Below are 21125 nucleotides of genomic sequence, written 5' to 3'. Positions count from 1 at the left end.
GTTTATTGGGGGCCGACCGACCTTGTCGTTGGCTGGTTGGCTCATTCTGGGAATTGGCGCTGTAAAATCCACTACCATGGTGGCATGGGCCTGCTGTTTGACGCCCGGATGGGCCTCCGATGAAGGGCCGCCGTGGTGATTTCGAAACCAGGCGTTCCATGTGAGCGAAGGAAAATATCCCGCTGAAATTTTTTATCTATCGACCGGCCGCTAGTCTGCGATGAGAAGCAAATCAGACTTGCGCCTGACCGGTTGATCTTTGTAAATTCCAGCAACCATCGACAGCAGGGGAACTTCGCCTCCAGCTGCAGACTAGAGATGATCTGGCGTCCATTGGACATCGTCGATGGCCTGTGAGGGACCGAGCGTGTGGCTAATCGTCAACTCCAGGGGCGTCGGTGACGACAAGATCCAACACTGAGTGGCTAGCGGCTCTGCGCCAGACGGGGCAGAGGCAGGAGAACGCCGTCAAGGAGCTGCGGCAATTGTTGCGCCGCGCCATTTTCAGTTTCCTGTCCCGCAAAGGCGCCACCAACGCCGCCGGCCCTAGCTACGATCATGAGGATCTCGCGGAAGACTGCGCACAGGAGTCCGTGCTCCTCATTCAGTCCAAGCTGGATCAATTCCGCGGCGATAGCCAATTCACGACATGGGCCTATTCGATCGCCATCCGCGTCACCCTCAACGAACTGCGGCGTCGCCGCTGGCGAACCTCGGCCATCGAAGCCGCACGCCTTGGCGACGCCATGCCGCATTGGCCAATCGACAATCCCGGACCCGAACGAAGTCTCGAGCAGCAACAAGCTTGGGCGATACTGACTGAGCTAATCGAAACAACGCTGACCCCTTTGCAGCGCAAGGCGTTGATTGCCCACGCATTCCAGGAAATGCCGCTCGACCTCGTCGCGGAATGGCTGGGAACCAATCGAAATAGCCTGTATAAGCTCATCCACGATGCGCGCAAGCGGCTCCAGGCGGCCCTCCTCTCAAGGGGCGTCACACATCGCGAGCTCATCGCCATTTTTGATACGCCTCGGCCCGAGCGGCCCTATTTTGAAGACGGTAAGAAATCTTTGTTTCAGGCATCTAATGATTAGCGACGAGAATCCAACATGAAACGGACCGAGTTCGGACGCCTGATCGACACCATCTTCGCCGCGAAAGCCGGCGAGGAGCTGTCATGCAGCGATTATTTCGAGCGATTGCCGCGTTATGCCGAGCTGGAGGCTGCAGGCGAGGACGCCGCGGCGCGCCTCCCGAACGTGCGCCATCATATGCATCAGTGCCCGGAGTGCGAAGAGGTTTACCTCGGTCTCCTTGAAGTCGTTCTGGCTGAAAAAAAATCCGACGCCTCCAGGTAAGAATCCTCCCTGACGCTCCTCTAAAGGAGCGTTCGAAGAAAATTGGCCGCCGTCGAAACGCGGTTGGCCTGAGGGAGGGATACGCATGTCTAGTCTTTACGAGCGTCTCGGTGGCGAAAAGGCGGTGGACGCCGCAGTCGACCTTTTCTATCGCACGGTTCTCGCCGACGGTCGCATCGCACGCTTCTTCGAAGGCGTGAATATGGAAGACCAGCTCGCAAAGCAAAAATCCTTTTTGACCATGGCGTTTGGCGGCCCCAATAAGTATACGGGCAAAGACATGCGAAAGGCACACGAGAGGCTTGTCGCCAAGGGCTTGAACGATTCGCATGTCGACGCGGTGATCGAAGACCTGTCGAGAACGCTCCGGCAGCTCGGCGTCGCTGAAAAGGAAGTACAAGAAGTTGCGGCGTTGGCCAATTCCGTTCGCAGCGACGTACTGAACCACTGAGGCCCGAGCGATGACGCTGCTGACTTATCGAGAAGCAGCCATCGAGATCGAGCCGGGGGAGGACGTCCTTTCCGCGCTGCTACGCGCTGAAATCGACGCGCCTCACTCCTGCCGATCCGGGGTCTGCCAGAGTTGCCTGCATCGCGCGGTCGAAGGCAATCCGCCGACCGCCGCGCAGAAGGGGCTCAGCGACGCGCAAAAGGCGCTGGGTTATTTTTTGCCTTGCGTCTGCGTGCCCGATACGCCTCTGACCGTCGTCCCTGCTCAGGAAACCGGGACCCGATCGGAGGCTGTCGTCCACTCGATGGAACGCCTTTCTGGCGACGTGGTGCGGCTGCGGCTGGAACATGACTCGAACTTTGCCTATCGTCCCGGTCAGTTCCTGGAGCTCATCACCGACGACGGACTTGGACGGCACTACTCAATCGCGAGTCTGCCGGAGGACGATCCCTTCGTCGAGCTCCACATCCGTCTTCATCCGGGTGGGAGAATGAGCGGATTCATCTCCGACGAGCTTGTGCATGGCCGTCGGCTTCATATCGCCGGTCCTCTCGGAACGTGCATTTATGAAGGCGTCGATCCCGATCAGCCGATGGCGCTGATCGGCTCGGGGACTGGCCTAGCGCCTCTGATCGGCGTCCTGCGAGACGCTCTGAGGCGCGGACATCGTGGTCCAATTCGGCTCTATCACGGGGCGCGAGAGCGCGAAGGACTGTATCTGCACGATCATCTGCGGGCGCTGACGAAGAGGCACGCCAACCTCCACTATATCCCGCGCGTCCTCAGCGACACCGGACCTCACGGCGGCGACGTGGCGGCGGCGGCGCTGGAGCATGAGAACGCGCCCCCCCACACGGCGTTCTTCCTCTGTGGCGGCGAAAAATTGGTAGGCCGTCTGAAACGCGATCTCTATCTGAAGGGCGCCAGCCTCAAGCAAATGCGTTCCGACACCTTTCTTCCCGCGGGCTCTGGCCGTTGAGGATACGTGGCCTGCCGCCACGACATTCCTTTTGATTCATCGGCCAGGCGTGCCGGTATGGCGGTCGATGTCCTCGTCCGTCGTCCCGTGGATTTTCGGAATGGCGCTCATGTAAGGCAGCGCTGTGGCAAATCCCGCACGACAAAGTTTCGGTCGGGCGAACAGAGTAACCACCAACGCTTTTCAGCGTCACCTCGACAGGCTCGAAGCCGACCACGGGCCTTGCTCTCCTCGGCCTATGCGACAGCCCACAAACGGGCTTCTTTCTCTGCGAGGTGGAAAAAATGTTGGAAGCGTATATCAGCGATAGAAGCGGAGTTTTAGATGCGCGGTGAGAGCCCTCAACCGACTCGTTTCGACGCTTTCATGCAAGGCGCTTGAGCAATGAGTCCTATCTCCACAGACGACTCCCGAACTGCGCCGCAGCTAAACCCAGAAGTCGTTGAATTCAGAAATCGCCGCGGCCGTAGCCTAGTATTATGGCTCTATCCTGCGATTATGTCTGGGTTAGCCATCGGGGCTATCGGAGCGCTTACGTTAGCAGCCGACCAACCCTGGCTTTTCCCCAGCCTTGGGCCGACCGTTTTTCTACAGGCTGTCACGCCGCACGAACCTGGCGCAAGGATCTGGAATACAATCGTTGGCCATGCTATCGGCCTTTGCGCGGGGTTTGTGGCGCTGTTTGCATTCGACGCCCAAAGCACACCGGCGGTCATGAGCGGTGAGATTCTGTCACTGCAGCGGGCGGCGGCAACGGCTCTTGCGGTGTCTGTAACGGTTTGCCTGCAATCGGTTTTGAATGCTCAGCATCCCCCTGCCGCGGCGACCACCATGCTTGTCACGCTCGGCGGCCTGAAACCGAACTGGAACACGGTTTCTATCGTCACAGTCGGGGTTCTATTCGCTTCCGCTATCGGCTTGATCGTTAGAATATGCCATCCTGCAATCTCTCGAAAAGACCAATGCTGGCGACATCTGTGACGCAGAGGGAATGCCGCCCAATTTTCGGATTTTTGTGTCATCTAAACGGAAGCGGCCGGGTGCAGACGATGAGAAGGGATAAAAGGATTGTCAGCCCGAAGGTGAACGTCGCCGGGTCCTACAAACCTACGGTCATCCCTGTCCCTCGGAAAAATTCCACAACGGGAAATCAGCCTTTCCCAAAAGCCGAATGGGGCGCACGTTTGGATAACGTCGCCTTGCGTCCATACATGTCACAAAAGGCCTAAACACGGGAGGCGGCCACCGTGAGGCGGCCTCCCGTGGTTGGAAGATCAAAGCGTTCCCGAGCGTCCGCGAATGGCGTCCCGAATTTCTTCGAGCAACAGTTCGTTGCGCGGCGGCGACGGAGGAGCGGCTGGAGCCTGCTTCTTCAGCCTTTCGAACTGGCGGATGACGATAGAGAGGATAAATGCAACAATAAGGAAATTGACCGTGATCGTCACGAATTGTCCGTAGCCGATCGTCGCCCCAAGTTTTTTCGCTTCGTCATATGTCATGTCGGAATGCGCCGCGGGCGAAAACGAGTAATAATAGTTGGAGAAGTCCAACCCCCCGTCAGCTTGCCGATGATCGGCATGATGATGTCGTCAACAAGCGAGGAGACGATCTTGCCAAAGGCGGCGCCAATGATGACGCCGACGGCGAGATCGACGACGTTGCCTCGCATGACGAAATTCTTGAAATCCTGCAGCATGCTGGTCTCCATAGATATTCTGAAGCCGAAGCCAAGGGTGCGCCGCATGTCCCGCTCTTACAACGAGTGCCGCGCTAGCGGACGCAGGAAAGAAGAGAACAGGGCCACGCCCGCGGATTCTGCGCCGATGCCTAGGTCGGCGCAAACGTCGATTTTTTAAAGAGCATCCCTAAAAGCCGAAGCCGAGGGCCTTTCCCGCGGGATCTCAAGCGCAAACGGACGCTACTCCCAGAACTTCACAAGCTGGAAGGGTTCGATCAAATCAGGACGCTTTGTCATCTGGGGGTCAAAATCAAGGGGACCGCCGAATGTCAGACGCCAGGATAGCTTCTCGACCGGATGGCCGACAACGCCCATCTGGCCAAGGCTGCAGATCGCGTCAGTCGTCGGAATATTGAGCGCGCCCGTGCATGTCCGGAAAGGCGGATCGGTGGCAAGGAATGAGCCGGAGCCGTAAGCGATCTGCTGAGACCGAGAGTTGAACATAATGAAGACGTCGAGGTGGAGCGTCCAGCGCTCTTTCCACCGATAGCCGACGCGCGCGTTGACACTGCCAATCGCAGGACTTTTCAGAAATCCATCCTCCGTGAGCGCGCGCGGCGCGATGTAGTGGTAATTAAAATTGCCAAACCACCCCGTCGCCTCACCCTATTCCAGAACTGCAGCGGCGATGATGGCGTCGCATTGACCAGATAGTTGCCGGGCGCATTGCTCACCCCGCCTCGGCCGCCTTGCAGCGCTCCTGAACGGGGGCTGGGTTCAGAGTTTGACGCTTTCAATGGAGTGGAGAACTCGCTGTCGCTGACGGGCGTCGCCGAGGTAGTTGGCATAAAAAATCCAAGCACAAGCGCTGCTGCAGCCATGCGAACGGCGGCGCTCACGGCAGACCTGCCCTCGAGAGGACGCCGCTTCCGATCCCACGGCCTCGCGCCGAGCGCCTCCACAGATGCAGCGAGGCGATTGATCCAAAATGTGGAGAGGCCGGAAATATCTGTTCCCGCCGCATCCCACGAGGGCGTTCTTGCCGCATGGCAGACGGAAGGTCGTCTCCGCCATTCGGTGGGATCACCTAATCACTGTCCCCGCTATGTCGCTTGGCTCGCCCCAGCCTTGCCGCCGCCCGAGCCTGACCTAAGTAACCTGCCAAGTTCAAACTTAGGGAGGCGCTCATGGCTAACTCGAAGCGAGGCTTTGCTTCAATGGACCCGGAGAAACAGCGGGAGATTGCCCGTAAGGGCGGGCAGAGCGTGCCGAATGAAAAACGCAGCTTCTCGCAGAACCCCGAACTCGCGGCGCGCGCCGGGCGAAAGGGTGGACAGAGTGTCGACCCGACTAAACGGAGCTTTGCCAAGAACCACGCTCTTGCATCAGAAGCGGGCCGCAAAGGCGGGCACGCGTCGCACGGTTCACATAGAGGCTGATAAGCATTCGGCCTGAGCGCGGGCCAGCGCGCTCAGGCCGCTTAAGCTGATAAAGAGGCGACAATCAGCGGAATGGTTATTGCGCTCCGTAGTTGGTGTGGCAAGCTTTGCCGCGTACACCATGTTCCAGCGACATATGCGAGTGCGGATGTTCCACCCTAAGCAGCTTGTCCTCATCCCGATCGACATGCAAGAAGCCTTCGATCTTCCCGGTCGACCGCGAGGTTGGAACGCGGATCTCGATCAAAACGGCCTCGCGCTGCTAGCCGCGTGGCGCGGGTCGCGCGCCTGAACGACGGCGCATCACCCCAAACCGCATTGGGCGTGGCAAGCGCCCACGCCGCTCAATAATCAGGCGCGTTGAATTGCCGCGACGATAGTCAACAAGGCTGCACCTAACTTCTCGGACAACGCCAAATCGGACACGATGGCATTCGCGGCCCGGTCTCTCGCCTTTCCTTCAATTGGGATAGTGAGGGACGCCGCCTCAATGAGGCTGGCGGACATTGTGGCGAGGGTTTCCCGAAGTTGGGCGTCTGCATGGACCGCGCGCGCCGAGGTGTTGATCAGCGCGACGGGCTTTTCGGGAAATTCAATGCTGCCGACGAGCCAGTCGAGCGCGTTCTTCAAGGAGCCGGGAACGCCACGCGCGTATTCCGGGGAGCAGATCATAACGCCGTCGCTTTGACCGATGTTTTGGCGTAACTCGCCAACTGCGCGGGGAAGAAGATGAGGAGCATCGGCGCGATCGAGATCGGGATTGAAATGCGGCAGGCTTGCGAGCCGATCGTAGAGAACAAAGTCGACGCCAGGAGGCGCAAGCAACGCCATTGCCTTTAACGTCGCCGTGTTCGTGGACGCGCATCGCAAACTGCCAGAAATCGCCAATAAGCGCATGGCCGCCTCTATGCGTCACTTGCAAAAGATCGAGCCGTGGCGGCGGCTCCGACCTCCAGCGGCGTCGGGTCGGACCAAAAGCGAGAAGAGAACTTGCTCGCATCGACCCTATAGGGACGATCCCAAAGAAATCGCATCTCGGTCATTTCGCGCAGTAGAGGGGAACCCAGGCCAAGGACCGGCATGAGCGCAAGCGGCAAAGCAAAAATGCCTGGCGCGCTATCGAGCGCCTGGGCGCCGAGAGATACGATTTCGCGCGGCGTGCGCATCGGCGCGCAAGGGAGGTGCCAAGCGTGGCCGTAAGCGTCGTCCGGCGCATCGAGCAGGGTGACGACGGCACGTGCGACATCCGGGACGTAAGCGAAATCATGCTGCGTGTCTGGCGGCGCCAGCAAAAGGGCGCGCTTCCTTTCCGCGATTGCGCCGAAGGCGTTCGCGCCCAAATGAGATAAAGTGATGCCGGGTCCATAAAAATCTGAGGCGCGTAGAGCCGCTACCCGAGTTCTTCCGGCTTCTGTCGCCGCCATCCAGATGCGGGTCGTCTCGACGCGAACGGCCGGCTTCACGCCGAAAGGAACAAGGGGCATATCCTCCCGCAAGGGCGCGTTTTGTGGACCATCCATGTAAAGATTATCGACAAAAACCATACGCGCCCGCGCCCCCTCGCAGGCGTTGATAAAATTGGTCATTGCGCGCGGCCAGGCGACGCGCCAGAAATCCCCGTCGTAGGGAAGTCCAACCGCGACGACGATTTGCTGCGCGCCTTCTGTCGCCCGTCCCACAGCTTCGGCGTCGAGGACGTCGCAAGCCATGAAACTGGCGCCTTGATGTAGATCAGGCGGCGTGTGGCGCTGCGCAACGCGAACGGAGCCCCTTGCGCGAGAAGCCGCCGCGTCGTCTCCCTTCCCACAGGGCCGAAGCCGAAGATAGTAATATCAGTGCTCATCCGCCTCTACTTTCAGTCTTACGATATTAACGCGGCGCGCGCTCCCTCGGGGGCGAGGCTAGGACTCCGCGCGCACCAATCGTGAGCTGTTCTGCCCGGCAAAAACTCAAATCGGAGCGGCGGCGGTAGCTCTCTTCCCCATCGAGATGCTGTGCGAGCGTATCGCCGCGCCTTGCATATCCAAAATGCATTGTTATGATCCCGGCTATGCGTGAAACGAATTTAGCCGGCGTCGACCTCAATCTTTTACCGGCGCTCGACGCCTTGCTTCGGCGGCGCAACGTCACGCGCGCCGCCGAAGACGTCGGGCTCAGCCAACCGGCTATGAGTCGCGCGCTCGCGCGGCTCCGGCACCTGCTCGGGGACCAGCTCCTCGTTCGCGCGCGCGAAGGCTATGCGTTGACTCCGAAAGCGCAAGCGCTGGCGCCGCGCGTCATCGCAGCGCTCGACGGCCTGAAGCCAGTATTCAATCCGACGCCATTCGATCCCACAAAAGAGCGCCGAGCTTTGCGCGTCGCTGCAGCCGATACGCAGTCGATCTTGCTCGGCCCAGCGATCATGAGCCGTCTGTCGCGTGAGGCCCCCCTGGTCGATCTTTGTTTCGAGCCCTACAACGACGTTCTCAAGCGATTGGAGCGCGGCGCGCTCGATCTCGCTTTCGCGCTGGCGAGCACGCCTCTCCCGCCTGGGGCCGTGAGCGAGACCGTCGCGCGCGATGAACTTGCACTTATTTTGCGCCGAGGTCATCCGGCCGCGAAGCGCCGGTGGAAACTCGAAGATTACGGTCGCTTCGATCATGTCGGCGTCGCGCTGCTTGGCGACGGAACGTCCGAAATTGACGCCATGCTCGCCGCGGAGGGCGTTTCCCGCCGCATGGCCTTCACCGCGCCGCATTTTACAGCCGCGCTCGCCTGCGTTGCGGCGACCGATATGGTGACGACTCTCTCGGCCACGTTCGCTCGCCGTTTTGCCGATCATTTCGGCCTTGTTTTGTTGAAGCCGCCTTTTAAGAACACAGCATTGCCGATGACACTCGTCTCCTCTCAAATTCGGGCTACCGACCCCCTGCTAAAGTGGTTCTGCGCGCTTGTGCGTGGTGAGGCTAAGGAAATATACGAAGGAAAAATTGAGTCGCGTAGACAGTCAGAAGCGCCAGGGACAACAGGAGAACCTGGCGAATTGGCGAAGGCCGTCGAAGTCCGTGCCAGGAATCGGCAGAATCTTAGAGGCGTTTAGTCCTTCGGCTTACATTCGCTGTTTGCCGATGTAGTTTATGAAGGCGTGCAAGAGTGATGGCGTCAACCGGCTGCAGCATTAAAGTCGTGGCCGGTCAAATTCAGGCGGCCATTTCGTGGCGGACGAGGCGCCAGATTATTTCTGCGAACAGCTCGGCGGATTTCTGTCTGATTAAGAGCAATTGCCTCATTTACGCGTTGGTAGCCTGGATAGGAGCCGCGGCGTTGGAGCTGCGGCGCGGTAGTTCACACTGGGGTCAGCGTCGCTGCTCGTCCTTCTCCGGCTGATTAGGTTGATCTCAGCATTTCGAACAAGCCGAGTCATATTGCTTCAACACTTCGATCAGGTCCGCGACGTAGTGTCTTGCGCCGAGTTCTGTAAACCGTTGGATGTCCGAGCAAATCATCTCGCGGACAGACGCCGGGCCGCGCGGGCAGTTGAACAAGTAGCTTGTGAGCATACGACGAACACGCGCGGCGACGACGTCTTGACCGCTGTTAGGCGGACGGCTGAGGTCGATCATCTGGCTTAGTTCTCCTCTTCGGTGAGTTCTCGTGCGCGATGCCGTTCGCAGCGCCACAGAACGCCCCTCTAGGCTTTGGTGATGGAATCAGTTTGGGCGGGATTGTGGAACGTGAGGAGAAGCGGGGCATGGAAACCAACGCCCGGCTCACTTTTGAGGTCATCTGCTCGCCCAAGCCCTGTCCGCAATATCCCGAGAATAGTTGCATGCGACAGCGCGAGAATAATCCGAATAGAGGCCCCTGAGCGAGAAGGCATTCTTCGTGACCGACGCGACAGAGGTCGGCGAGAGGGGCGCCCGATCATTTAACAGGCTAATAAGGAGTTCGCCTCCACTCCCAGTGTTGGCATGAATGCAGAGGAGTATGTCTAACATTTAAATCCTCCGTAAATTCCGGCTTGATGTGTGCTCAAGCCGCCAATGGCGGATAATCCGTGTAGCCTTCAGGCCCCTCGGCGTAGAAGGTCGCCGACTGGGGCTCGTTTAAAGGCGCGCCGCGGCGTAAACGCTCCGGCAGGTCCGGATTGGCGATGAAGAGCTTGCCGAACGCCGCTGCGTCGGCGTCGCCCGCGGATATTGCGGCTTCCGCCGTTGCGGCCGTGAATCCCTCGTTGACGATGTAGGCGCCGCCGAACTCCTCTTTGAGGTAGGGGCCAAGGGCGTCTGGCCCCGCATGTTCGCGGGCGCAAATGAAAGCAATATTCCGCTTGCCGAGCTCGCGGGCGACATAGCCGAAAGTCGCCTTTGGATCGGAATCCCCCATTGAGTGCGCATCGCCGCGCGGCGCGAGATGCATGCCGACACGGCCCGGCCCCCAGACCTCGATGGCGGCGTCCGTCGCCTCGAGTAACAGGCGGGCGCGATTTTCCACTGAGCCGCCATAGCGGTCCGCGCGCTTGTTCACGCTGTCCTGAAGGAATTGGTCGAGCAGATAGCCATTCGCCCCGTGCAATTCGACGCCGTCGAAGCCGGCCGCTTTGGCGTTGGCCGCGCCGCGTTTGTAGGATTCAACAATTCCCGGAATCTCGGGAAGCTCCAGAGCGCGGGGAGTAGGATAGGATTGATGCGGGCGCAGGAGGCTGACATGCCCTTCAGGCGCGATGGCGCTCGGCCCGACCGGCTCCGCTCCGTTGAGATAGACCGGATGCGACACGCGGCCGACATGCCAGAGCTGGAGCATGATGCGGCCGCCGGCTTGATGAACGGCCTGCGTGATCTCCTTCCAGCCCTCAACTTGCGCCTCCGACCAGATGCCTGGCGTATCGGGATAACCGACGCCCATGGGCGAGACCGAAGTGGCCTCCGTCAGAATCAGGCCGGCCGAAGCCCGCTGCAGGTAGTAATCCTTCATCAGAGCGTTTGGAACGCGGCCTTCGCCGGCTCGGCAGCGAGTCAACGGCGCCATGACGATGCGGTTTGGAAGTTCGAGATCGCCGAGACGAAGCGGCTGAAACAGCACGGACATGAGAAAGCTCCGGTTTTGTCGAACGCTCATTGGGAATCTTGTCAGCGCAGGTCGCGCTGGCGCTGATTGCTGCTCCGCGGGTTTTGTTCTACTATGTATATAACTCGGCGCTAGCCATTTGTCCACCTGTGGACAAAAATTCGGGAAAGGGGACATGCAATGGCGCGTCCGTCGAAATTCGATCGGGACGAGGCTATTCAGACCGCTATGCGGGAGATATGGCGCGAGGGATACGAAGCGTCATCGGTGAAGCATTTGTCCGAGGTGCTCGGCATTACCCGCTCGAGCTTCTACAACGCCTTCAAATCGCGGGAGGATTTGTTCCGTGAAGCGGTCGGCGCCTATCTCGCTTTGATGCCGCCGGCGCCGACGCTAAATTCCGACGCCGCGGTTCTGCCGCGCCTCACGGACTTCGTGCGCGAGGTCTGCCGCTTCAACGCCCAGCATGGATGGCAAGGCTGTCTCATCGCGAACACAATCGCAGAATGTTGTCCCGCTGAAGAGGGGCCGGCTGCGGAGATGTCGAAGATGGCCTGCGAGTCGGTATGGAGCTATCGCGCGCTTCTCGACCGCGCAAAGAAGAACGGCGAAATCCCCGCAAACGCGGATACGCGTATTCTCGCTCTCGCGCTTCAGAATCTGATCATGGGCCTCGGGGTCTTCGCAAAAGCGCTGAAATGCGAAGATAAGCTTTGGGAGTTGGCCCGGATGACGCTGTCTGGTCTCGGGCTCTATGCGGATTGGTCAAAGGAGGCGACCCAACACGAAAAACGTAATGTGCGGAAGAAACTCAAGAGCCGTTAATGCGGAGCTCAGATGCTTCGCTTTTTCGGCGGGGGCATTTGCATATCTTAGAGGACAATCTTGGCCAGATTGCCGCTCATTCATCGCCAGAGTGTTGAAAAACTATAAGGCATCCTAAGGCGTCGTCTCGGCGCAGCCAACGTAAAAAGCGTGATCCAGCAGAAGCTCCGATCGCCGCTACGAGACAGACCGCGGTCAAATAGCAATACCAATAGCTGACCGTGCATTAGGCAATAAAAAACGTGACTGCCTATTGCGAAGGGTAAGAATGGCGTCCTTGCGTAGCTTTATCTGCAGCAGGGCCAGCCGCGGCTTGAAAGTCCGATGGTGTCAATAGCTGGCCAGTGTGCCGGTCGATGACGACCGGATCAGGCTGTTGGCCAGTTTTGCGATTGATAATCACCACGCTGGGCCCTTCGGGCGCAAAGTGCTTGTTGCCCCAGGCGAGCAAAGAACACAGGACGGGCCAGAAATCTCTGCCTTTTTCAGTAAGAATATACTCGTCCCGTGGTGGTCGGATTGAATAGCGGCGGCGTTCTAACAAGTCTGCGTCAACCAAAGCATTGAGCCGTCGGGTGAGCATATTGGGCGAGATGTCGAGGCTGCGCTGAAATTGGTCGAAGCGCGTCAGCCCAAGCGACGCGTCGCGCAATATCAGAATACTCCACCATTCGCCGACACGCTCAAGACTCCGAGCGACTGGACAAGGCATGGCCCCAAAACTTTTGCGCCTCATCGAGGACCTCAAGGTTGCTTTCATGGTGGAAGTAACATAGTCTCTACCATCATGCAAGTAACGAGGAGAGCGACCGTGGCGGCGGAAGTGTATCTGGCGGCAGGGGAGCGGTATTACTTGGAAGATATGCGCGTAGGCCAGCGATTCCGCAGCGGCGCCCATTTGCTCGACGCGCAACAAATCAAGGATTTCGCCAAACAGTTTGATCCTCAGCCTTTCCATATCGACGAAGGCGCGGCCAAGGCGACGTTTTTTGGCGCGCTCGTCGCGAGCGGATGGCATACGGCGGCGATTACAATGAGACTGTTGGTGGACGGAGGCGCTCCAATAGCGGGCGGCGTTATCGGGAGAAACATCGAAATAAAGTGGCCGCGTCCAACACGCGCGGGCGACGTTCTTTCTGTAGAGAGCGAAATAATAGAGGTCTTGCCATCGCCGTCGCACCCAAACAGGGGCGTAATCGTTGTACGGACAGAAACGCGCAACCAGCGCGGGGAGATCGTTCAAATCATGACATCTAAGCTACAGGTAATGCGTCGCCTAGATGCTGATCTGGAGCGAGAGGAGCCAAACGTAAGCCTGTCTTAGCCAGGCCGCGGCCTTCGAATGAGTCTTCAGCAACGCCGTTGGATACCCCGACAGATTTGCTCGCCATTGCGTGGCGGTAAACGGCCCATTCGCAGAAAGTTTTCCTGCCAGGGCAGGGAAGGAGCGATTGGCGTGTGGTGAGACGATTCCCGTTCCCTATGAAAAGAAGGCCCGAATTGCTCCAGGCCGACTCTGGGAAGAAGGTCGTAAGCGACTGGCTCAGGCAAGCCGCTCAACGAGGACGGACTTGCCCTCCTGCCGGACCTTGAATTTCATGCCGTGACGCTGGCCGAACATCTGGGCGGCGCTGCGGACGCGTGCGAGTGAGACGCTGTAATAGCGCCAAGCATCGCCGAGATTGAATTCACCGAAGCCATATTTCACGCGTTTGTTGGAATGCTCCATATAAGCCGTGTCCCATTTTCGATCGAGCGGAAGGTTTGTATATATAAGGCGGGTCTTATGTGTTCAAGGATTGCTTTCCCTTGTGCCAAGCGCAGGGCGTGCAACGGCCGATACCTCGTGCATTGGAAGCTGGAGGAAATCGGCGTTCACTACTCGCTCGAAGTCAAGGAGTATGGGACCTCGATAAAGGCGACCGAATATTTGGCTATCAATCCGATGGGCAAAGTCCCGGCCATCAAACACGGCGACACGGTGGTAACCGACACGGCCGCCATTTGCGCCTATCTCGCCGATGCGTTCCCGGAAGCCGGTCTCGCTACCGATGGCTCTTTTTCGCCGCTGGCTGCGTGGAAGCGGCTATGGGCAATCACGCAGTCGGCTGGGATCCGACGCCGGAGATGCAGGGACGCTTCGGCTATGGCTCGCACGCCGCTGTGGGCGATACCCTTGCAAAGGCCGTGGCAGGTCGCCGCTATATTGCGGGGGAGAATTTCACAGCCGCCGACATCTATGTCGGGTCGATGATCGGATTCAACTTGCGATTCGGCACAATCGAGAAGCGTCCGGAATTCGAGGCCTACTGGAGCGGCTTGGAGAAACGCCCTGCGCGGTTGCGCGCCGGCGCTCAGGTGGAAAAGCTCGCGGCGAAGCGCGCCTGGGAACCAGCCTGATCCTGCTCCCACTCTGAATTTCTGGGTGCGGACCAACCCGCCTTGCGACGGGTTGGTTCCTCGTTCCACAATTTGAGCTTTGCAGCGCCGAAGGTTGTTGTTAGTTCTGTGTTACAGAGTGCTCTAACAATGGACATCCAAGACCAAGCGACCGCCGCGCTCGCGGAAATCGCAGCCGTCGAACGACGGAAACTGGGAGGCCTGGGCACGACGCCCCTCCATGTTTCCTGTTTTGCGGCCTGGTCGGTCGCAGGCCATTCTGCGATGCTCCATGCTTCCCGGAGAGCGGCGTATCATGCCGCCCCTCCCGCGCTACCTCGCCCACCGACCGTCAAGCTCTCGGGCTTGAAACTGAGCCACCATCGCTTCCGACCAGATGCCCGCGCCCATGCCAAGGCTACAACCTTGGACCGGAATTTTTTGGCTTCGCGCTTGTTGATTTTGTTGCAGGGCTCGCCCTTATCATCTTCGCCGAGCCGGGCGACCATTCCATCGTCAATCAACCGACCGCCGCGCTCTGTTGTTGTGCGCATGCAGCACGCAGATGCGATGTAATATTCTTCCCGCTCGATTGTTTCATGCCCATCGATGTGAGTTCAATGGCGAAGCGCTTCAACCAGGTCAGACGAACTTCTCGCCGTTTCAGGAAAAGTTCCTACATCTTCAGAATGAGCGAGACAGGGAAACGCAGATTTTTAGGTATCGTAAGGACGCAGGGCTCTTCGACGAGCATCCCGGTCGATGCCAAGGACGAGAGATCGGCAACAAAGGCTCTACAAGATCGGTACGGAACCGAAAACATAATCGAAGTCCGGGGGGTCGAGGGGAGCGAGCTTCCGGAAGCGATGTCTCAGGCCGAAGCCGACGTTCGCAATAAGGTAATGCTCGGCTTGCCGGCGGCATGGTTCGCTATCGTCAAATGGGTGCTGCTGGGTCCCTTGCGGAAGTAATTTTCGGGGTGCCGTCTGAAGGAGTCAATTTCCAAAACGCAGCTTCGCGACGGTGCACGCTTGTGTGGAAATTCGATGCCTTGTCACGCCCCAAGCATGCGCCCGCTCCCAAGTTTAGCTGCTCACCCTGTTCACTTTGGCCACCTACGTCAACTACAGATGCGGGTCGGCCCCATCTAGCGCAACGCGGCCCGCCGGGATTGCGCTGCTCCCCTGCAATGCTGACGGAAGTGTCCGTGGTGTCATTGAAGAGTTAGACATCCCGTCGACGTGGCGACCCTCAGTTTCCGATGTTCCCAGGGAAAACCCTCGTCCGGGAGACAATTTCAGGGCTCGGTTCGTCGCCTTTGTCTCGGTCTGGGATCGCCGTATACTAGCCCGCCTTCTGCCGCAGCATTCGCGAGCTAAACCTTCCGGTCGCTCGAAAAGCGATAGAGGCCGGGGCCGCCGGGCGAACGCCCAGGTCACTTCTCGAGCGCTTCGGCCAGCAGCTGCCAAGAGTGCGGCGTCTTATCGCCTCTCCTCGAGCGGTAACAAGCAACGCTTGTATTTATGCGGAAAAGGTAATTAGCTTTCTCCACATCGAGTTTCGGCCACAAGCCCAATATCGATCGGGGAGCCCATTAGCGTTTCTGCCGGGTGCTCTCAACCCTCAAAATCTGAAAAGGAAAACCTATGGGAGCTATTCTTGAGCTGACCACCTACGCGGCTACGCCAGTCGGAATGTTGGCAATCGTCGCGATTGGCGCAGCCGCCTATTTCGCAGCCCGCTGGGTTCTGGTTGATTGATTGAAGTCTGATGCACGATCGGCGCGATCGATAGCATCGTAAACAAGCATCGGTCGCGACATCTCGATCGCGACCGTTATCACAATCTGGAGGCGGGACAGGCGTTTGGAACGTCTTCCAAGCTGTGCGATTCCGATTATAGCGCTTACGACGTCGAGCTGCCGAGAGCGATTCACCGCACCCGGGAGGGGTGCAAAACACGCTCTGCAACGACGCTTCCACCTCACTCCTCGTCTCATATTCATTGCCTCCGGCTCCCGCGCCCCTCAGCCCGGCGCGCCGCTCGCTCGGGTGACGACTGCCCGCTTCCTCGAGGTCTCCACGCTCGGAAGTCTACGGGATTTGCCCGATCTCGATGGAAGTTTGAGGAAGTTCCTGTCAACTCGATTGCTTAGCCTCGGACTGAATTGTATGGCATTCCCCCGGGCCTCAGAGTGAAACCGAAGTTGACAATACGACGCCCTCTGTTTCCTCAGCAGTGAAACTCGCGATACAAGGAAGGCTCAGTGGCAAACAACTGCCCGAGCCGGTTCAGTCAGATCAAACAAGCGCGCAGCATTCCTCAACTACACCCTAGGGGCGCCGAGTGGAGGCAATTTTGCGAGCCGGCTTTTCACGCGAGGGATGGCGTCAGCGCTGCCGCTCAATCTTGGTCATATTCGCTATGGTAATGACAGCTTTCGTGTTGGGATCTATCATGCGAGCTAGCCCCAGACCGGGCCCTGACAGTGGCGCGCAGCGAACTTCAGGGGCTGAGTGACGGAGTCAACTCGATGTGTATCACGCTGTCCGGCGGCCCGTCCCCCATCCCGAGTTGGGCCACCGCCAGTCTCAATCTGCCCACCCCCGATCTATGCGGGCCGTCGCCAATGTGTGAGCTTTGCGAAAGCGAGGCTGGTTAGTCTGGCCTGGCAATTGTCCGTCTTTACGACCAAGATCGCCTCAGTAGTGCCGCCGGGCTACACGACGCGTGGTGCGGCGGGCAACCCTTCGAACAACGCGCGCCTCCTGAACCACAGCCCCTGTGTAGGCCGACATCTCGACCGTGTTCGATGGCGCAGCGGCCGGAAGAGCTTCCGCGGCAGGCTCATAGCCTATTAGCAACGATGCGCCGATCAAGAAGCCAAGCGTTTTGTTGCGAATCATAGTGATGCTCCTCACTTCGGGTCTCACGCCCGTTGCCCCTCTTCCCAACCTGCGAAGCGCGCGCGTGTTCCGCTTCTATATTGCCGATCATAGGGATAATTCGGCATGGCGTGCCCGAGGCCGCCATGTGGGCGGCGATCTGCTCGGCCGAGGGATCTTGGCCGCCGCCCATGCCGAGCGGGTGAAGGTCGAGCTAAGCAGGAGGCGGCCGCGAGGTGTAGCCCTTATCAGCAGCCCGTGTATTCCTGCCGCCAATGGATGGCGGCTGAGTCACCCGTGGTCTGCATAGTCCCTGACTGATGGGCTATGGTCATTTTCCTTCCGGGGCGAAAGTGAGAAGCTCGCGCGAAAAAGGGATCGAAACAAGCGGAGAGCAGCATGCGGCCGTTCTCATCCGAGATGGGCGATGTATGCTAGATTAAGGTGCTCTCCCGCGAATTAGCCGCCGCTCGTTACGAGGTCTAATGCCTTTGGCTCCAGGAATAGAAAACTTTTCGCTGCTTGGCGGCCCGCTGCACCGACTGGGTGCGCGGTGCGCTCTTGTACGCGGCGACAAGAACACGGTCCCGCTAGGATTGGCGCTGGGCTGGCTTCTCTGGCTCGTTCTAGTCCTTCTCGCTTTGGCTCAGGGCGCGAAGATTATTTTTGCTCTGTCGGTCGTGGCGGTTCATGCGCGGCTGCTCCTGGCGCTGCCGCTGCTCTTCGTCGCCGAAACGGCGTTGGACGCAAAATCCCGTGAATTTGTCTTGTTGTTGGTGCGCTCAGGAGTCGCGGGGGAGCGCGCTTTGCCCGAACTGGAGATGGCTGCTGGTCGCCTCTTGCGTTGGAAGAACTCATGGCTGCCCGACGCGACAAGCCTGATCGCCGCCGCCGCCCTGTCTCTGCTCTGGGTGCGAATGCGCATGATAGGAGCGAACCCGCATGAATCCAGCCAGTCGCTCGCCGCCATGCCTCTCGCCGCGGCGTGGTATTGGTTTGTTTGTCTACCGCTCTTTCGGTTCTTGACGTTTCGCTGGGCCTGGCGGCTCGCGCTCTGGTGGGTTTTCCTGTGGCGGCTGGCGAAGAGCGATCTTGCAATGCAGCCTGATCATCCTGACCGCGCCGGAGGGCTCGGCTATCTCGAGATCGTGCACACGCGATTTGCGATTCTCGCTCTTGCAATCTCGATTATTGTTTCGGCGACCTTCGCCGAGGATATCGCTTCCGGCAGAACTAGTCTGCAGGCCGTCTATCCAGCGCTGTTCATGACGCTGCTGATCGACGTTGTGTTGTTCGTCGCGCCGCTCTGTCTCTTTGCTTTCAAGCTGAGGGCGTGTCAGGAACGAGGGCTATGGGACTATACGACGCTTTCCTCTCTCTACGTCCACGCCTTTGAGCAAAAATGGATTAGGCGCGAGGGCCCGCAGGAACCGCTGCTCGGAACGCCCGATCTTCAATCCCTCGCGGACCTTGCGAACAGCTTCACGGTGGTTCGCAACATGCGCCTTGCTCCCATCAGCTTACGCCTATTTGTGATTATCGGTGGTGTCGCTTTAGTGCCGATGGCGCCATTGCTTCTCTTCGACTATCCGCTCGTGCAACTGGCTCAGATGCTTCTGCGCAAGCTCGCGGGGTATAACTTTCTGCTCTTTCTCGATGCGTGTTGCTTTCGTCTTTCTGCTTCAGGGGGTTATTCATCCTTGAAGTCCCGAGTGTGGCCACTCTCGGCCTTCAACTCGGTGTACAACTCCTTGGAGGCCGCAGTTAGATGCTGGATCGTCGGCGTCAGCACGCCCCCGTGTCCAATCCAGGCATCGTGGCAGATTGTGCATCAACTGTCCTCGTAGCACTCGACACTCTCGTCTGGGCTACGCGGACTTTATATGCCATATGATTTCTTCGAGGCTCCGCCGCCTAGTGCTGCGCGCTCGCTCCAAACTGACCAAAGTCCTGTTGCTTTCCGACTTCGACACGCATCGAGGAAGCGAGGCCGTCGACCGCCGGAGGCGACGCCTTGGCCTCCTCCGCCAGTTAGCCTATCCTCAGCGCCATGTGCGGCTGCTTACGCAGCCCTATGCCGGGAGCGAGGGCCACGCCTTCTTGATCGTAATCGGGCCGGCTTGAATCACCGATCGGGCGCTGGCGGCGACGAACCGAGGTTGATAGAGGCTCTTTGGCTAGGAAGCTATCCGTCGTACCATCGATCTAGCTCGATAACCGCGTCACTCCTGCCGCCATGATCTAGTAATGGAAGCGATCAGGAGAGGGTCAGGCGACAAATAATCGACTTGCCTAACGGGATCACATCACAAGAGCACCGGAGGATGCGACTCCGGTGGTCTCGGTTGGGCGGCCATCAGTGCTTCTTCCCGGAGAAGCCAGGTGGGGCGTGCTCCCACGGATAGCCCTGCACAGCCTTGTCATAGGCGTAATGGTAAAGGGCACGCATAAAGGTCTGATCGAATTCCTCCGGATGGGGCGCGCGAAAGTCATCGTCGACATAGGCCAAGTTGAAGGAAGACCCAGCCCGTTGCGTAATGAGATACATGCGATAGAGATCTCCCACGCCATTGTAGTTGATCATGGTGGAGACCGCCTTCCCGGCGATGGGCAGCGTGGTCGGCGCGACGTCGGTATATTCGGTCGTTAAGCGGGAATTACGGACGATGTAAGCAACCACGGATTTGCGCTTGTATCCTGATCGGTTGAGAACATCTCTAGTGTTGAGACTCGGCGGAACGAGGAAAGCTTGGCTCACCGCGCCGCCGTCTACGTGCATCTCCTGATAGGGCTTGCCGTCTGCTTCGACGTCAAAGATCACTGGTGGGAAGGCGGCAGGAATCGAAGCCGACGCGAGCAGGATATGGCGGATAAGATCCGGCGCGCGCGGATCGTCGCTCGCGGCGATGGCGCCGATGTTCCAGATTGCCGGTCTTCCCGCGTCGAGATCGGTCGTCTGGATCAGCAGCAATCTGCCCTTGCCATATTCCGCGGCAATGCGCGCGAGCATGGGCCCGTCGAGATAATGCGAGATTGTTTGGTAAAGTGGCGCGCTGTCGGACAAAGCGTCCTGCGCCAGCGCGGCATAGGGCAGGATCCGCTTCTCATATACGCGCGACGGGTTAATGTTCGTGTAGACGTCTGTAAGCGCGGCGTCGTATTCTTGGCCCAAAAAGGCGAAAGGCGCGATCAGAGCGCCCGTGCTTACGCCGGTGACGAGCTTGAATTTGGGGCGGTCGCCACGGGCAGTCCAACCGGTTAGAAGGCCGGCGCCGAAAGCGCCATTGTCGCCGCCGCCCGACAGCGACAGAAGATGTGCCGAGGGCAGAACGCCGCCTTTCGACACGCCCAGCGTCTTAGCCTCGCGCTCGAGGGCGAGTTTCTGTTCGGCCGCCAAAGCAATCGGTTGATCGACAAAGAATCGGGCATTTGGGATGCCGAGAACGACCGTGTTTTTCCGCTCATCTGCCGGAACGACCGCCCGCGGTCCTACCGAGGCGCAGGCAGCGAGAAGAAGAGTTGAAAGCGCCAAAAGGCTGACGAGGATGGCTCCTGCGCTGCCGCTACATTGCTTAACTCGACACATAGAGCCACTCATTTCTCGAAAACGCGGCGACGAAACCCAGCCTGACCCAGGTTTCTGCGATCCCACCCGAAGCTTGAATACCCGATTGACAACGAATACACAAACTGTCTTGCACCCGCAGGGTTTGCTGAGGGGTTACGGGAGGAACGAATTTTTCGACCTCCTGTATCTGCTCGGTATCACGCAGGGCTTGGAGGTTGCGAATGATGAGTTGATGGAGCGTAAACATCCGCGCATGTTCTGCATTCCGTCGAGGCTGGCGTTTACCGGAGAGCAGTCGCATGAAATTTTGAAACGTTTTGTCGAACGTTATCCTCCAAAGGAGAAGGCGCTCGTGCCAGTCGCGAGCCTCGAAGCCCTCAAAGAGGCCTTTCCTTGCGGAAAATAATTTAACACCCCAACGCCGTGATATGACGTTCTCGACGCAGGGTGAATTTCTTGGCCAAGCCATTTTCCATCGAACACCTGGCAAGATGACCGCAACCGTTCTTCATCG

General features: G+C 58.8%; 21 protein-coding genes and 2 pseudogenes. 14 read left to right on the top strand and 9 right to left on the bottom strand.

Features of this window, described 5'->3' with window-relative positions; translation table 11 throughout:
• Nucleotides 1-398 precede the first annotated feature (398 nt).
• From ACR652_RS21995 to ACR652_RS21975, 5 genes are all read left to right on the top strand, one after another.
• Nucleotides 399-1097 (top strand): RNA polymerase sigma factor, encoded by a 699-nt coding sequence (locus ACR652_RS21995; RefSeq protein WP_434508610.1) that lies wholly within the window; start codon nt 399-401, stop codon nt 1095-1097.
• Nucleotides 1098-1112: 15 nt separating this feature from the next.
• A complete protein-coding gene (locus ACR652_RS21990; protein ID WP_434508609.1) occupies nt 1113-1361 on the top strand; it encodes a hypothetical protein in 249 nt (82 codons plus the stop codon).
• Between the two features lie 85 nt (nt 1362-1446).
• Nucleotides 1447-1812, top strand: coding sequence for a group I truncated hemoglobin (locus ACR652_RS21985; protein ID WP_434508608.1), 366 nt, complete (start codon nt 1447-1449; stop codon nt 1810-1812).
• A gap of 10 nt (nt 1813-1822) precedes the next feature.
• On the top strand, nt 1823-2791 hold the full coding sequence (locus tag ACR652_RS21980) for a 2Fe-2S iron-sulfur cluster-binding protein (RefSeq protein WP_434508607.1): 969 nt from the start codon (nt 1823-1825) through the stop codon (nt 2789-2791).
• Nucleotides 2792-3175: 384 nt separating this feature from the next.
• The gene (locus ACR652_RS21975; protein WP_434508606.1) at nt 3176-3772 is read left to right on the top strand and encodes an HPP family protein; all 597 of its coding nucleotides are present in this window, start codon (nt 3176-3178) and stop codon (nt 3770-3772) included.
• Between the two features lie 293 nt (nt 3773-4065).
• Here ACR652_RS21975 and mscL read toward each other — a convergent pair.
• A pseudogene (gene mscL, locus ACR652_RS21970) lies at nt 4066-4487 on the bottom strand (large conductance mechanosensitive channel protein MscL).
• A gap of 1169 nt (nt 4488-5656) precedes the next feature.
• On the opposite strand from mscL, the gene ACR652_RS21965 reads away from it, so the two are divergent.
• Nucleotides 5657-5908, top strand: coding sequence for a general stress protein (locus tag ACR652_RS21965; RefSeq protein ID WP_434508605.1), 252 nt, complete (start codon nt 5657-5659; stop codon nt 5906-5908).
• 351 nt (nt 5909-6259) lie between these two features.
• On the opposite strand, the gene ACR652_RS21960 is transcribed toward ACR652_RS21965, so the two are convergent.
• Both ACR652_RS21960 and ACR652_RS21955 read right to left on the bottom strand, forming a co-directional pair.
• On the bottom strand, nt 6260-6805 hold the full coding sequence (locus ACR652_RS21960; RefSeq protein ID WP_434508604.1) for an NADPH-dependent FMN reductase: 546 nt from the start codon (nt 6803-6805) through the stop codon (nt 6260-6262).
• A gap of 8 nt (nt 6806-6813) precedes the next feature.
• Nucleotides 6814-7617: an NAD-dependent epimerase/dehydratase family protein gene (locus ACR652_RS21955; protein ID WP_434508603.1), complete on the bottom strand. Its 804-nt coding sequence runs from the start codon at nt 7615-7617 to the stop codon at nt 6814-6816.
• A gap of 329 nt (nt 7618-7946) precedes the next feature.
• Between ACR652_RS21955 and ACR652_RS21950 the strand changes: the two genes are divergently transcribed.
• A complete protein-coding gene (locus tag ACR652_RS21950; RefSeq protein WP_434508602.1) occupies nt 7947-8987 on the top strand; it encodes a LysR family transcriptional regulator in 1041 nt (346 codons plus the stop codon).
• 298 nt (nt 8988-9285) lie between these two features.
• On the opposite strand, the gene ACR652_RS21945 is transcribed toward ACR652_RS21950, so the two are convergent.
• A complete protein-coding gene (locus ACR652_RS21945; protein WP_434508601.1) occupies nt 9286-9510 on the bottom strand; it encodes a hypothetical protein in 225 nt (74 codons plus the stop codon).
• Between the two features lie 409 nt (nt 9511-9919).
• A complete protein-coding gene (locus ACR652_RS21940; RefSeq protein WP_434508617.1) occupies nt 9920-10975 on the bottom strand; it encodes an alkene reductase in 1056 nt (351 codons plus the stop codon).
• 159 nt (nt 10976-11134) lie between these two features.
• On the opposite strand from ACR652_RS21940, the gene ACR652_RS21935 reads away from it, so the two are divergent.
• The gene (locus ACR652_RS21935; RefSeq protein ID WP_434508600.1) at nt 11135-11779 is read left to right on the top strand and encodes a TetR/AcrR family transcriptional regulator; all 645 of its coding nucleotides are present in this window, start codon (nt 11135-11137) and stop codon (nt 11777-11779) included.
• 250 nt (nt 11780-12029) lie between these two features.
• Here ACR652_RS21935 and ACR652_RS21930 read toward each other — a convergent pair whose 3' ends face one another.
• Nucleotides 12030-12491: a winged helix-turn-helix transcriptional regulator gene (locus ACR652_RS21930; RefSeq protein ID WP_434508616.1), complete on the bottom strand. Its 462-nt coding sequence runs from the start codon at nt 12489-12491 to the stop codon at nt 12030-12032.
• A gap of 75 nt (nt 12492-12566) precedes the next feature.
• Between ACR652_RS21930 and ACR652_RS21925 the strand changes: the two genes are divergently transcribed.
• A complete protein-coding gene (locus ACR652_RS21925) occupies nt 12567-13103 on the top strand; it encodes a MaoC family dehydratase (RefSeq protein WP_434508599.1) in 537 nt (178 codons plus the stop codon).
• A 219-nt stretch (nt 13104-13322) separates the two neighbouring features.
• Here the strand turns inward: ACR652_RS21925 and ACR652_RS21920 are convergent, their stop codons facing one another.
• Entirely contained in the window at nt 13323-13508 is a 186-nt protein-coding gene (locus tag ACR652_RS21920; RefSeq protein ID WP_434508598.1) for a hypothetical protein, read from the bottom strand.
• On the opposite strand from ACR652_RS21920, the pseudogene ACR652_RS21915 reads away from it, so the two are divergent.
• The 3 genes and pseudogenes from ACR652_RS21915 to ACR652_RS21905 form a co-directional block, all read left to right on the top strand.
• Nucleotides 13500-13754, top strand: a pseudogene (locus tag ACR652_RS21915) (hypothetical protein); the annotation flags it as partial. The gene ACR652_RS21920 and the pseudogene ACR652_RS21915 sit on opposite strands and share 9 nt — an antisense overlap.
• A 113-nt stretch (nt 13755-13867) precedes the next feature.
• Nucleotides 13868-14179 carry a glutathione binding-like protein gene (locus tag ACR652_RS21910; RefSeq protein WP_434508618.1) on the top strand — a complete coding sequence of 104 codons (312 nt, stop codon included), beginning with the start codon at nt 13868-13870 and terminating at the stop codon, nt 14177-14179.
• Nucleotides 14180-14757: 578 nt separating this feature from the next.
• Nucleotides 14758-15129: a hypothetical protein gene (locus ACR652_RS21905; protein ID WP_434508597.1), complete on the top strand. Its 372-nt coding sequence runs from the start codon at nt 14758-14760 to the stop codon at nt 15127-15129.
• 1731 nt (nt 15130-16860) lie between these two features.
• Here the strand turns inward: ACR652_RS21905 and ACR652_RS21900 are convergent.
• The gene (locus ACR652_RS21900) at nt 16861-17064 is read right to left on the bottom strand and encodes a hypothetical protein (RefSeq protein WP_434508596.1); all 204 of its coding nucleotides are present in this window, start codon (nt 17062-17064) and stop codon (nt 16861-16863) included.
• A 464-nt stretch (nt 17065-17528) separates the two neighbouring features.
• On the opposite strand from ACR652_RS21900, the gene ACR652_RS21895 reads away from it, so the two are divergent.
• Nucleotides 17529-18890 carry a hypothetical protein gene (locus ACR652_RS21895; RefSeq protein ID WP_434508595.1) on the top strand — a complete coding sequence of 454 codons (1362 nt, stop codon included), beginning with the start codon at nt 17529-17531 and terminating at the stop codon, nt 18888-18890.
• Nucleotides 18891-19399: 509 nt separating this feature from the next.
• On the opposite strand, the gene ACR652_RS21890 is transcribed toward ACR652_RS21895, so the two are convergent.
• Nucleotides 19400-20695, bottom strand: coding sequence for a patatin-like phospholipase family protein (locus tag ACR652_RS21890; RefSeq protein ID WP_434508594.1), 1296 nt, complete (start codon nt 20693-20695; stop codon nt 19400-19402).
• A 19-nt stretch (nt 20696-20714) separates the two neighbouring features.
• Here ACR652_RS21890 and ACR652_RS21885 point away from each other — a divergent pair, with 19 nt between their 5' ends.
• Nucleotides 20715-21017 (top strand): hypothetical protein, encoded by a 303-nt coding sequence (locus ACR652_RS21885; RefSeq protein WP_434508593.1) that lies wholly within the window; start codon nt 20715-20717, stop codon nt 21015-21017.
• Nucleotides 21018-21125: the final 108 nt, after the last annotated feature.

The sequence above is a fragment of the Methylocystis sp. genome (assembly GCF_051061225.1).
Classification (GTDB): domain Bacteria; phylum Pseudomonadota; class Alphaproteobacteria; order Rhizobiales; family Beijerinckiaceae; genus Methylocystis.
This window is presented reverse-complemented; position numbering and strand designations above follow the sequence as displayed.

Excerpts from the sequence above, each read along its gene's own strand:
- ACR652_RS21960 (WP_434508604.1), bottom strand. The coding sequence starts at position 6,805 with ATGCGCTTATTGGCGATTTCTGGCAGTTTGCGATGCGCGTCCACGAAC.
- ACR652_RS21905 (WP_434508597.1), top strand. The coding sequence starts at position 14,758 with ATGCCCATCGATGTGAGTTCAATGGCGAAGCGCTTCAACCAGGTCAGA.
- ACR652_RS21930 (WP_434508616.1), bottom strand. The coding sequence starts at position 12,491 with ATGCCTTGTCCAGTCGCTCGGAGTCTTGAGCGTGTCGGCGAATGGTGG.
- ACR652_RS21935 (WP_434508600.1), top strand. The coding sequence starts at position 11,135 with ATGGCGCGTCCGTCGAAATTCGATCGGGACGAGGCTATTCAGACCGCT.
- ACR652_RS21965 (WP_434508605.1), top strand. The coding sequence starts at position 5,657 with ATGGCTAACTCGAAGCGAGGCTTTGCTTCAATGGACCCGGAGAAACAG.
- ACR652_RS21955 (WP_434508603.1), bottom strand. The coding sequence starts at position 7,617 with ATGGCTTGCGACGTCCTCGACGCCGAAGCTGTGGGACGGGCGACAGAA.
- ACR652_RS21950 (WP_434508602.1), top strand. The coding sequence starts at position 7,947 with ATGATCCCGGCTATGCGTGAAACGAATTTAGCCGGCGTCGACCTCAAT.
- ACR652_RS21990 (WP_434508609.1), top strand. The coding sequence starts at position 1,113 with ATGAAACGGACCGAGTTCGGACGCCTGATCGACACCATCTTCGCCGCG.
- ACR652_RS21940 (WP_434508617.1), bottom strand. The coding sequence starts at position 10,975 with ATGTCCGTGCTGTTTCAGCCGCTTCGTCTCGGCGATCTCGAACTTCCA.
- ACR652_RS21980 (WP_434508607.1), top strand. The coding sequence starts at position 1,823 with ATGACGCTGCTGACTTATCGAGAAGCAGCCATCGAGATCGAGCCGGGG.
- ACR652_RS21910 (WP_434508618.1), top strand. The coding sequence starts at position 13,868 with ATGGGCAATCACGCAGTCGGCTGGGATCCGACGCCGGAGATGCAGGGA.
- ACR652_RS21920 (WP_434508598.1), bottom strand. The coding sequence starts at position 13,508 with ATGGAGCATTCCAACAAACGCGTGAAATATGGCTTCGGTGAATTCAAT.
- ACR652_RS21975 (WP_434508606.1), top strand. The coding sequence starts at position 3,176 with ATGAGTCCTATCTCCACAGACGACTCCCGAACTGCGCCGCAGCTAAAC.
- ACR652_RS21900 (WP_434508596.1), bottom strand. The coding sequence starts at position 17,064 with ATGATTCGCAACAAAACGCTTGGCTTCTTGATCGGCGCATCGTTGCTA.
- ACR652_RS21925 (WP_434508599.1), top strand. The coding sequence starts at position 12,567 with ATGCAAGTAACGAGGAGAGCGACCGTGGCGGCGGAAGTGTATCTGGCG.
- ACR652_RS21945 (WP_434508601.1), bottom strand. The coding sequence starts at position 9,510 with ATGATCGACCTCAGCCGTCCGCCTAACAGCGGTCAAGACGTCGTCGCC.
- ACR652_RS21985 (WP_434508608.1), top strand. The coding sequence starts at position 1,447 with ATGTCTAGTCTTTACGAGCGTCTCGGTGGCGAAAAGGCGGTGGACGCC.
- ACR652_RS21895 (WP_434508595.1), top strand. The coding sequence starts at position 17,529 with ATGCCTTTGGCTCCAGGAATAGAAAACTTTTCGCTGCTTGGCGGCCCG.